This is a genomic window from Veillonella sp. CHU110 (genome assembly GCF_003992255.1).
Lineage (GTDB): Bacteria > Bacillota > Negativicutes > Veillonellales > Veillonellaceae > F0422.
Genome location: NZ_RQVA01000010.1, coordinates 29,466 through 36,770 on the forward strand (window position 1 = coordinate 29,466; position 7,305 = coordinate 36,770).

General features: G+C 41.3%; 9 protein-coding genes and 5 tRNA genes. All 14 read left to right on the forward strand.

The genetic code is table 11. The features are described from left to right. The first annotated feature begins 179 nt into the window (after positions 1-179). A complete protein-coding gene (gene relB, locus EO122_RS05530) occupies positions 180-407 on the forward strand; it encodes a type II toxin-antitoxin system RelB family antitoxin (RefSeq protein ID WP_127009736.1) in 228 nt (75 codons plus the stop codon). Then, a complete protein-coding gene (locus tag EO122_RS05535; RefSeq protein ID WP_126937922.1) occupies positions 407-676 on the forward strand; it encodes a type II toxin-antitoxin system RelE/ParE family toxin in 270 nt (89 codons plus the stop codon). The genes relB and EO122_RS05535 overlap by 1 nt, the downstream gene beginning before the upstream one ends. Positions 677-937: 261 nt before the next feature. Continuing rightward, on the forward strand, positions 938-1,984 hold the full coding sequence (cobT, locus tag EO122_RS05540) for a nicotinate-nucleotide--dimethylbenzimidazole phosphoribosyltransferase (RefSeq protein WP_127009737.1): 1,047 nt from the start codon (positions 938-940) through the stop codon (positions 1,982-1,984). Then, positions 1,977-3,041, forward strand: coding sequence for a nicotinate-nucleotide--dimethylbenzimidazole phosphoribosyltransferase (locus tag EO122_RS05545; RefSeq protein WP_127009738.1), 1,065 nt, complete (start codon positions 1,977-1,979; stop codon positions 3,039-3,041). The genes cobT and EO122_RS05545 overlap by 8 nt, the downstream gene beginning before the upstream one ends. 82 nt (positions 3,042-3,123) lie before the next feature. Then, entirely contained in the window at positions 3,124-3,465 is a 342-nt protein-coding gene (locus tag EO122_RS05550) for a hypothetical protein (protein ID WP_127009739.1), read from the forward strand. Between the two features lie 328 nt (positions 3,466-3,793). Next, positions 3,794-3,868 (forward strand) — tRNA-Gly (locus EO122_RS05555). Between the two features lie 10 nt (positions 3,869-3,878). Then, positions 3,879-3,954: transfer RNA gene (locus EO122_RS05560), tRNA-Asn, on the forward strand. Positions 3,955-3,981: 27 nt separating this feature from the next. Next, a tRNA-Lys gene (locus EO122_RS05565) sits at positions 3,982-4,057 on the forward strand. 12 nt (positions 4,058-4,069) lie between these two features. Further along, positions 4,070-4,144, forward strand: a tRNA-Glu gene (locus EO122_RS05570). A 3-nt stretch (positions 4,145-4,147) separates the two neighbouring features. Continuing rightward, a tRNA-Val gene (locus tag EO122_RS05575) sits at positions 4,148-4,223 on the forward strand. A gap of 101 nt (positions 4,224-4,324) precedes the next feature. Further along, positions 4,325-5,758 carry an LPO_1073/Vpar_1526 family protein gene (locus EO122_RS05580; protein WP_127009740.1) on the forward strand — a complete coding sequence of 478 codons (1,434 nt, stop codon included), beginning with the start codon at positions 4,325-4,327 and terminating at the stop codon, positions 5,756-5,758. 163 nt (positions 5,759-5,921) lie between these two features. After that, entirely contained in the window at positions 5,922-6,179 is a 258-nt protein-coding gene (locus EO122_RS05585) for a DUF3791 domain-containing protein (protein ID WP_127009741.1), read from the forward strand. Then, on the forward strand, positions 6,176-6,532 hold the full coding sequence (locus EO122_RS05590; RefSeq protein WP_127009742.1) for a DUF3990 domain-containing protein: 357 nt from the start codon (positions 6,176-6,178) through the stop codon (positions 6,530-6,532). The genes EO122_RS05585 and EO122_RS05590 overlap by 4 nt, the downstream gene beginning before the upstream one ends. After that, a complete protein-coding gene (locus EO122_RS05595) occupies positions 6,529-6,750 on the forward strand; it encodes a DUF3791 domain-containing protein (RefSeq protein ID WP_127009743.1) in 222 nt (73 codons plus the stop codon). Before EO122_RS05590 ends, EO122_RS05595 begins: the two co-directional genes overlap by 4 nt. The last annotated feature ends 555 nt before the right edge of the window (positions 6,751-7,305 follow it).

A 7,305-nucleotide genomic window follows, 5' to 3' on the forward strand; every position in this document is an offset into this window, starting at 1 on the left:
GAAACACACGGGGGCTCCTTGGCGTTTATCAGTGAGGGGAATTTAAACCACTCTGAGTAGGGGGCGACCTAGGGGGGAAGAGTGTGGTTTGGGCCCCGGAGTGGTTTTCTTGACAGGTAATTTATATATGATATAATGTAAGTAATGTATTACATGTATTACAAAAAGGAGGGAGATTTATGGCGACTACTATTTCTTTACGTTTATCTGAAGATGAGAGTCAAATGATTCAAGCGTATGTTGCTGCTAATAACTTAAATGTATCTTCCTTTATTCGTAATCTAGTGCTAGATACGATTGAGGATGAATTACAAATTAATGAGGAACGCATTTTAAAGGCAAGACGAGACCTTCATAATGAAAAAGTTTACGATCATGAAGAGGTTTGGAAGGAGCTTGGTATCTAGTGTTTTCGGTTAAATTTTCAGAACATGCTATAAAGCAAATTAAAAAGTTAGACCAATCTATAGCAAGGATGATAAAACATTGGGTTTTGAAATATTTAGTAGGTACATTAGACCCTAGAATCCACGGAAAAATGCTAACAGGAAATCTTTCTGGAGTATGGCGATATAGAGTAGGTGATTATCGACTATTTGCCGAAATTAATGACAAAGAAGTTACTATTTTTATAGTAGAAGTAGCACATAGACGTGAGGTATATAAAAATAAGTAACATCTTTTCCCCACCCTATTTTCCCTAGGTCTGTTTCAATTTTTATATCTTCATTAGTATTATCGTATGAGAAGCCCCACTATGTATCTTTAAAACTTTCACGAAGGGCAGTTTTTAAGATACATAGTGGGGCTTTCAGTGTATATAATAAGAATATAAAATTGAAACTGACCGAAAAATACTTTATAATGGAATCATCTTGGCATAGTCTAGGGCTATGCTTTTTTGTATTCTTATGATGGGTTTCACATAGGAGGACGTATGAGTTTATATGAAAGTACGTTGGCACGGATTGTGCCACGGAATAAAGAGATTGAACGCGCAATTGGGGAACAGTGGAGTAATGGGACTCCATATGGTTCGTATGGTAAGTTAGCGACGATGGTAGAGCATTATGCGGCGGCGACGAATCAACCAAATCCAATGGCTCCTAAGCCTTGTATGATCATCGCCTCTGGTGACCACGGTGTGGCAAAAATCGGTGTCAGCGCCTACCCACAAGAGGTAACGGTGCATATGACCATGAACTACTTGATTCCAAAAGGAGCGGCAGCCAATGCGTTGGCAAATTATTGTGGCGCTCAAATTGAAGTCATCGACGTAGGGGTGGCGGCGGATATGTCTGCTGTGCCAGGTTTACACCATCGCAAGGTAATGCCAAATGGTACGAATAACATGCTAGAAGAGCCGGCTATGCCTATGGACAAAGCTATTGAAGCCGTTGAGGTGGGCATTGCTTTCGTAGAAGAGAAGGTGAAAGAAGGTTTTAATACTTTCCTAGTGGGTGAAATGGGCATTGGTAACACTACATCCAGTGCGGTGATCACAGCGAAGTTCTCCGGACTTTCAGCGGACGAAGCAACGGGACGAGGCACGAATATTTCAGACGAACGATTAAAAGTAAAACAAAAGGTCGTTTACGATGCTCTCGTAAAATATGCAGATATCCCAGCCACAGATGGATTGGGCATTTTATCGGCCGTAGGGGGATTAGAGTTCGCTTGCTTAGTAGGTGTTATCCTTGGGGCGGCGGCGAATCATGCATTGGTGGTCATCGACGGGTTCAATACGACCGCTTGCGCCCTCATTGCGCATGCCATGAATCCGCATACTATGGATTACGTGATGGCATCCCATTTGTCTGCTGAAAAAGCTCACAAAGATGCGTTGAAAACATTGGGCCTCGAAGCCTATGTAGACCTTGGATTCTGCTTGGGTGAGGCCACTGGCGGATCCATGCAAATGCAAATGTTGAACTTAGCTGTGGACATGTTCCACGAAGTTGCAGGAGGTGAGCACCATGCGTAATTTTGTCATCGAACCATTGCACAAACCGTCCATGGAGGAATGTCGTTTGCGCATCGACAACCTAACAAAACCATTGTATTCCTTGGCGCGCTTAGAAGGGATTACAGAACGTATCGCAGGGATTCTGAAAAATGAAAAACCAAACCATCTTCGTCATGCTGTTGTTATCGCAGGAGCTGATATCGCTGTAGATGGACCACAAAACCAAACACATGGCGTAGAAAGTTTGAAAGCTATGGAACGATTGGCATCTGGTCACTCTGCAACTCATGGAGCTGCGAAGAAAATCGGGGCAGATGTATTTTTAGTGGATGCAGGTTTAGAATTGGATACCAATCACATTGAAGGCGTACGCCAACATAAATTAGCGAAAGGGTCTAAGTTTTTCCGCATGCATGCGGCTCTGACACCTGACATCGTAGAACAAGGTCTAGAAGTAGGTTTTGCCTTAGCTGATGAATTGAGTGAAAAAGGCTACCAGACTATCGGTATCGGTACTGTCGGTGAAAGAAGTTTACTTTCAGCGTTGGCGGTCACAGCAGCCATCACAGGATACCCAATGGCAGAATTGTTGACAGAGAATAATTGCACTTTGAGCATCCAAGAAAAGGCGAAACAATTGACGGCGAGCTTAGCAGAACATCAATTGCCTAGCCAAGACGGCGTGCATGTATTGGCTACCGTAGGATCTCCAGACGTGGTGGTCTTAACAGGACTCATCCTAGGGGCGGCTAGCCATCGTATGGCGGTGGTCTTCGATACCGCAGAAACAGGAGCAGCCGTATTAGCTGCGAAATGCATCAATGAAGCGGTTATGGATTACGTATTTCCTTCTGTCCATACAGGAGAACCAGTGCAAACAGCACAAATGAAATACTTAGGAATCAAGCCACATCTGTTCTATGGCTTTGAAATGGACGAGGCATTAGGCTCCACCATGGGGCTATCCGTTCTAGATGCGGGCATGTATATGCTAAATGATATGAAAACATTTGGTGAAGCTAGTGTAAATGTAGCTGTTGATGGACCAGGATCTGAACGGCAAGATGGAAGGTAAGTATTGTTACTTTCAAAATGTGTAGATAGACAATTCATATGTGGGGATAGGAATGGAAAATAAAAAGCTACTAGTAGATACCTTGGAGTTAATACATAAATTGGATGCATCAGTGGAACGATACAAAGGCCGAGATGAACACGGCGAATTACTGACTGATGATAGATGTATGGATGAGATGGTAGAAGATGGAATTGCTTGCAAATTGCAATTCGTTGGAAAATATCTAACCAGAACGTCAGAAGAGTTTAAAATGAAACATCAAGACGTACCTTGGAATCTGATTGCTGCCATTCCCTATCTTGTTTCCTATGAATACAAATTTGGTAAAAGACCAGTTTGGAATCTCTATTATGAGACACTGCCGGAAATTAAAGAACTGGTTATAGCCATATTGAAAGAGGAATATGGAGATCTATGTTAAAGGATGTGGACATCTCAAAAAAATCAGATTTTTTGAGATATCCACAGGTCTCAACGCAAAAAATTATGAAAATTTGAGATGTCCACACCCTATCATGTGTTTGTAAGAAATAATAGTAAAGGTTGTAGCGAAATATATGTATTATATATCGCTACAACTTTTTTGAACGGTGGATCGTAGAGAGATATATCTTCTGCTTGTAATGGAAAAATGGTCACAGGCTGTTTTTAGCTCAAAAAATAATTTAAAAAGTTGTTGACAAATAATAAAAGATTTTGGTATTATAAGTGAGCAGTCGCAACAAAGAAGAAACAAGGATTGCATACATGCGGAAATAGCTCAGCGGTAGAGCACCGCCTTGCCAAGGCGGGGGTCGCGAGTTCGAATCTCGTTTTCCGCTCCAGTTTGTTCATTCCTCGATAGCTCAGCAGGTAGAGCAATCGGCTGTTAACCGATCGGTCGTAGGTTCGAGTCCTACTCGAGGAGCCAACTTACTTTCGGTTAGTACACTATCATGACCCACTAGCTCAGTTGGCAGAGCACCTGACTTTTAATCAGGGTGTCCCGCGTTCGAGTCGCGGGTGGGTCACCACTTACACAACATGGCCCGTTGGTCAAGCGGTTAAGACACCGCCCTTTCACGGCGGTATCGGGGGTTCGATTCCCCCACGGGTCACCATATGGACGATTAGCTCAGCTGGGAGAGCGCCTGCCTTACAAGCAGGATGTCGGCAGTTCGATCCTGTCATCGTCCACCACACTAGGAACTATCTTCGGATAGTTCCTTTTTTTGTGTTCTCCAAATACAATGTGTTATAATAAAACAATATACATAGATTTATGAATCGGAGGAATCGCTATGGATGGATTAATAGAACTTTCATTACGATATACGCCCTATATAGTAATCTTAGGGATGATAGTATTATTTTTACTATGTTGTTACTTTTTGTTCCGAGATGGTAAAAGTAAACAGAAGCCTCGTAAACGAAATGATCGTGAGCATGATGAATACTATGATCAAATCAGACGTAACTTTCAGAATCCGTACACACAACGTGAGGAAGGAGAGTTAGAAGAGGAAGCGGTGCCAGGAGAGGCCGATGCAGTATGGGCGGAGTCAGATCCTAGTGATCACACGTTGCCGCTAGCAACAGCAGATGTGACAGATTGGAACGAATCGCAAGGGGTTGTATCCAAAGAGTTGGTGCGTGCCGTTAGCGAGCAACCATTAGAAGAGGCAGATGATGCGACACGAATTATGCCAAAAATTACAGAGGACCTTGTGCAAGAAGAGCCAGAGATAGAGCCAGCGAACGAAGAGGTGGCACCCTATACGTCCATCGTGGATACAGCGGTAGCTCAATACACAGCGGCATTTGGTATTTTGAACCCTAACTCTGAAGAGGATGCCAGATACATTACGGAATACGTATTTGCACAGGCAGCCATAGATTCTGAAGAAGTATTAATGGGCATGTTAGAATATATTTCCGTACAAGAGGCGTTGTTACAAGTGCAAAAAGCATACGTAACAACACCTACCGAATGGATGCGAGATGTGTTAACTGATGCTTTCTGTGATGTGTTGAAACAGCCACAATCTAGTACCCTATACTTGGTAGCGTTAGATGCATTGAAAAGCTTGGTAAGCTTGCAAAAAGGACATCTACAAGCCTTGGCAATCGCCTTGATCGTGCAATATTCCAAGAACTCTAACAATTATTCCTTGGACAATTTCCGACATTATGTAACGAAATATATAGAGCCATTGATTAGTGATTTGCCGACACAGGATGATATGTACCAACAATTAGAATACTTGCGTTGTACATCCGCATCAGGGGAAGTACGATTTGATCAAATCTTGAGAAGCTCCTATCCTCTTATGTTTGAATATCGTGGCTTTACCTATGAAGAATTGGAGTATGTTATGCAAAATACACCAGTGCGAACATCCATCACGGTGCCAAGCTTTAACTCTCCATTATTAAAATTGTGTGCCGTTGATGAGCAGATGCTACCAAGCTTGTATCAACGTGCAGGGATTACCGACCAGGGGATACAACAGGAATTAACAAAATTGGCTTGTAGCAAAGCCTTCGATTGGGAAAATATCTCCTTCGATGAGGTGCTTGAATACATCTCTCCAGTCTTGCTTGATTTCTGCAAAACCTATAATCGACTTCCATTGTGCTGCTTGAACCTAACATTACTGGGTTTATACCTAGGTCGTAGCATGGTGAAAGCAACTATCCACGAGGACTTTGACATCTCCCCTTGGTTTAGCTAATGACAAGATAATACAGTGAAAGATGTTCACCCAATACAGATGTAAGGTCTGGTTGGGTGAACTTTTTATATCTTGACACTCCCTAGAGGGGACCCTATAATGACAGTATAGGACGAGGTCAGCGCGCAAGAGCAGGCTGACCATTTTTTATAAGGACATAAAGATGAATCGATATATAGACACCGGCGTTGATACGAATGCGCAAGAGTTTAAAGAACTGGAGTTTGCTGTGTTCTGCATAGAAAATGTAGCAAAAGAGCTAGTAGTAGATGGAACGGCTGCCTACGACATGTTGGCAGTACAAACAGATATATTACAAAACTATATCATACCTTGCTATGACGTGTTACATACGCAGGGGAAGGAATATATTGTCAATGATTTGATAGACATGCTGAAAGCTAAGGGGGTTAGCTTATGAGGGTATATCATGGATCATATGTAGCGGTGACGAATCCAGACTTGATACATTCTCGAGAGAATGTAGATTTCGGAAAGGGCTTTTATACAACGCCTATCTATGAGCAAGCTGAACAATGGCTAGATTTCATTTTGCAATGTCGCACCTGTAAAGATACAACAGATTACGATATAGTGATAGGTGGAGTTGCCAATGATCGAGTGTTTAACACGGTAGAACTCTATTTTGATGGATTGATTGATAAAGCAGAAGCTATCAAACGATTGATGTATGAAGAGACCAATTTACAAATTACGTTTAGGACTGAAAAAGCGTTGTCGAAGTTAGAGTTTGAAAGAAGTGTGGAAGTATGAGAGCGCATCCAGTATTGTTACAGAAAAAGTATGCTAGAATTATAGCTTTATTGGCTGAAAGATTATCGATTACGACTATGCGCGCTTTGGACTTGTTTTATCACTCGGATACCTATGCACTGATGCGAGAAGGCGTTGCAGATATGCATTGTAGATCTGACCTATATTTAGTGGATGAAATTGTTGATGAGTTGCAGGGTGTAAGAATAATAGAATAGTGAAGTATAGGGAGTTCACCCAATGCAGATATGAGGTCTGGTTGGGTGAACTTTTTTGTTATCAATATAATTGTAAACGCAGTTGTAATTGTTAACGTATTCAATTGTTTTTCTTATAATTATCATAAGTTATATTAATAAATGGGGGGGTAAGAGGAGAAAGATGAAGAGAAGATGAAGGAAATTATATTTCTTCATCTTCTCTTCATAAAAGTAAATAAATAACGGAATTATAATTCAACAATTTGAAGTTTTATGCGATTTTTTAACGGAAAATGCTATAAAACTCTAGTGTTTTAGTGTATAATAAAAACTAATGATTAAAATATTTTTACTAGATTATGCTATGTTGCGTGAACGCATGATGATATATTTTCTTATAAATAGCAAATAATTGTTGGGTGAGTGTAACGACAAAGTTATGTATCGTATATCTACGATTCGTAACAGGTAGCATAGACGGAAACAATGGATACGATTCTCTAATCGTGGAAGTTTACAAAATTGTGAACACAAGTGTTAGAGTTGAAGGATAGTTATGTGCATGGAGGTTGT

Coding starts and splice junctions, on each gene's coding strand:
- EO122_RS05595 (WP_127009743.1), top strand. CDS start 6,529: ATGAGAGCGCATCCAGTATTGTTACAGAAAAAGTATGCTAGAATTATA.
- relB (WP_127009736.1), top strand. CDS start 180: ATGGCGACTACTATTTCTTTACGTTTATCTGAAGATGAGAGTCAAATG.
- cobT (WP_127009737.1), top strand. CDS start 938: ATGAGTTTATATGAAAGTACGTTGGCACGGATTGTGCCACGGAATAAA.
- EO122_RS05580 (WP_127009740.1), top strand. CDS start 4,325: ATGGATGGATTAATAGAACTTTCATTACGATATACGCCCTATATAGTA.
- EO122_RS05590 (WP_127009742.1), top strand. CDS start 6,176: ATGAGGGTATATCATGGATCATATGTAGCGGTGACGAATCCAGACTTG.
- EO122_RS05545 (WP_127009738.1), top strand. CDS start 1,977: ATGCGTAATTTTGTCATCGAACCATTGCACAAACCGTCCATGGAGGAA.
- EO122_RS05585 (WP_127009741.1), top strand. CDS start 5,922: ATGAATCGATATATAGACACCGGCGTTGATACGAATGCGCAAGAGTTT.